Annotated in this window: 3 protein-coding genes; all 3 read right to left on the bottom strand. The window is 66.5% G+C overall.

The annotated features are described in order from the left end of the window. Positions 1 to 102: 102 nt before the first annotated feature. On the bottom strand, positions 103 to 1425 hold the full coding sequence (gene glyA / locus FDW83_RS18820) for a serine hydroxymethyltransferase (protein WP_138139590.1): 1323 nt from the start codon (positions 1423 to 1425) through the stop codon (positions 103 to 105). Next, on the bottom strand, positions 1422 to 1805 hold the full coding sequence (gcvH, locus tag FDW83_RS18815; RefSeq protein ID WP_138139589.1) for a glycine cleavage system protein GcvH: 384 nt from the start codon (positions 1803 to 1805) through the stop codon (positions 1422 to 1424). Before gcvH ends, glyA begins: the two co-directional genes overlap by 4 nt. 130 nt (positions 1806 to 1935) lie before the next feature. Next, on the bottom strand, positions 1936 to 3007 hold a 1072-nt coding region (gene gcvT / locus FDW83_RS18810; RefSeq protein WP_138139588.1), incomplete at its 5' end, for a glycine cleavage system aminomethyltransferase GcvT.

Raw genomic sequence — 3007 nt, 5'->3', positions numbered from 1 at the left:
GGTTTTCCTAACTACAGGTTCAGAGTTTTTGTCCAGATATGCAGGGATAAACAGCCATCAAGCCTGCATATCTGGACAAAAACTCAAGGGGTTTCGGCCAGCTCAACCAGCGAGTGGAGCGACTGACGGGTAGAGGGGGTGGGCCTGTGCCAGGGCCTCGACGCGGTGACGCAGGCCCGAGAGGTCCGCGTCGGCGTCGGCCGTCAGTGCTTCGGCGATGATGTCTGCGACCTCCCGGAAGGCATCCTCGCCGAAGCCTCGGGTGGCGAGGGCGGGGGTGCCGATCCGGAGGCCGGAGGTGACCATGGGCGGGCGCGGGTCAAACGGGACGGCGTTGCGGTTGACGGTGATGTCGATCGCGGCGAGCCGGTCTTCGGCCTGCTGGCCGTCGAGTTCGCAGTTGCGCAGGTCAACGAGTACAAGGTGCACGTCGGTGCCGCCGGAGACCACGCTGATCCCCTTGGCGGCGACGTCGGGCTGCACCAGGCGTTCGGCCAGGATCCGGGCGCCGGAGAGGACGCGCTCCTGCCGCTCCCGGAATTCCTCGGAGGCGGCGATCTTGAAGGCCACGGCCTTGCCCGCGATGACGTGCTCCAGCGGTCCGCCCTGCTGGCCCGGGAAGACGGCGGAGTTGATCTTCTTCGCGACGTCGCCGTCGTTGGTCAGGATGATGCCGCCACGCGGACCGGCGAGGGTCTTGTGCGTGGTGGAGGTGGTGACGTGGGCGTGCGGGACGGGGGAGGGGTGCAGGCCCGCGGCCACCAGCCCGGCGAAGTGCGCCATGTCCACCATCAGGTACGCGCCCACCGAATCGGCGATCCGGCGGAACGCGGCGAAGTCCAGCTGCCGCGCATAGGCGGACCAACCAGCGACGATCAGCTGCGGCTTGTGCTCCTGGGCGAGCCGCTCGACCTCGGCCATGTCCACGGTGTGGGTGTCCTCGCGGACCCCGTACGGGACGACGTTGTAGAGCTTGCCGGAGAAGTTGATCTTCATGCCGTGGGTCAGATGCCCGCCGTGGGCCAGGTTCAGGCCCATGATGGTGTCGCCCGGCTTGATCAGCGCGTGCATCACCGAGGCGTTTGCCTGCGCGCCGGAGTGCGGCTGGACGTTGGCGAATTTGGCGCCGAACAGGGCCTTAGCCCGGTCGATGGCGAGCTGCTCGATGACGTCTACGTGTTCGCACCCGCCGTAGTAGCGCTTGCCCGGGTAACCCTCGGCGTACTTGTTGGTCAGGACGGAGCCCTGGGCCTGCATTACAGCGGCGGCGGTGTGGTTTTCGGAAGCGATCATCTCCAGGCCGTCGCGCTGGCGGCCCAGTTCGTCGTCGATCTTTGCCGCGATCTCCGGGTCCAGGACGGACAGGTCCGCGTTGAGGCTCGGTGACTCCACCTGCTGGAAGGCGAAGCCTGCTGCGGCGCTCACAGCTCGCCGCCGTTCGCTGCGGCGTATTCTTCTGCGGAAAGCAGCGGGCCTTCTTCGGTTACGGCCACCTTGAACAGCCAGCCGGCGCCGTAGGGGTCGCTGTTAATGAGCGCGGGGTCGGAGACAACGTCGTCGTTGATCTCCACGACTTCACCGGTAACCGGTGCGTACAGGTCGGAAACGGACTTGGTGGACTCCACCTCGCCGCAGGTTTCACCGGCCGTCACCGTGGAGCCGACCTCGGGCAGGTCCACGTACACGATGTCACCGAGGGCGTCGGCGGCAACGGCGGAAATCCCGATCCCCACCGGCCCCGACCCGTCAACAGCAACCCACTCATGCTCGGCGGAGTACTTCAGTTCAGCTACAACTTTGCTCATAGTTTTTCCTTTTCTATCGGACTTGTCGTGTTTGGGCCGGACTGGCTGGCCGCGGTTTCCGAAAGCGTGCGTCAAAGCGACGAAGGAGCAGCACGCGTGGAAACCGGGGCCCGCCAGGCCCGAACCAGGGCTACTTGGAGCGCTTGTAGAAGGGGAGTTCGACGACTTCGAAGCGCTCGGGCTTGCCGCGGAGGTCGACCTCCACCACCGTGCCCACGGAGGCGAACTCCACGTCGACGTAGGCCATTGCGATCGGGTAGCCGAGGGTGGGGGACGGCTGGCCGGACGTCACCTCACCGATCAGAGTTCCGTCCTTGAGGACCGGGTAGTGGGCGCGGGCCGCCCGGCGGCCGGTTCCCTTGAGGCCCACCAGCTTCTGCCCGATCGTGGAACCCACCCCGGCGGCCTTGAGGGCGGCGAGGGCTTCCTTGCCCACGAAGTCGCTTTCCTTGGCAAGCGACACCACGGGGCCAAGTCCGGCAGCATAGGGGTTCACATGCCGGGACAGCTCGTTGCCGTAGAGGGGCATCCCGGCTTCCAGGCGGAGCGAGTCGCGGGCGGCGAGGCCGGCGCGAACCAGGCCGGTGCCCTCGCCGGCTGCCAGCAGCGCTTCCCAGAGTGCGGGCGCATCAACGTTGGGAACATAGATCTCAAAGCCGTCCTCACCCGTGTAGCCGGTGCGGGCCAGCAGCAGTTCGTGGACGGCGCCGTTCAAGGTGATGCCAACCTCGACGGCGGCGTAGTACTTCAGCTCCGTCACCAGGGAGTGCTGGTCCGCGGGGACGAGCTTCAACAGGATGGCCTCGGCGTTGGGCCCCTGGACGGCGACCAGCGAGGTCTTGGCGGAGGCGTCTTCGACAGTGACGTCAAAGTTCGCGGCACGTTCCTGCAGGGCCCCGGCCACCACCTTGGCGTTGCCGGCGTTCGGCACCACGAGGAACTTGTCATCTGCCCGCCGGTAGGTGATGAGGTCGTCGATGATGCCGCCGTCGGCGTTGCAGATCAGCGAGTACTTCGCCTTTCCAAGGACGACGGCGGACAGCTTGCCGGCCAGCGCGTAGTCCAGGAATGCTGCGGCCTCAGGACCACTGACCCAGACTTCGCCCATGTGGGAGAGGTCGAACAGGCCGGCGGCGTTGCGGACGGCGTGGTGTTCGGCGAGCTCGGAGCTGTACTTCAGGGGCATCTGCCAGCCGCCGAAA

Origin of the sequence: Pseudarthrobacter sp. NamE2, assembly GCF_005796205.1 — a bacterium.
Classification (GTDB): domain Bacteria; phylum Actinomycetota; class Actinomycetes; order Actinomycetales; family Micrococcaceae; genus Arthrobacter.
This window is presented reverse-complemented; position numbering and strand designations above follow the sequence as displayed.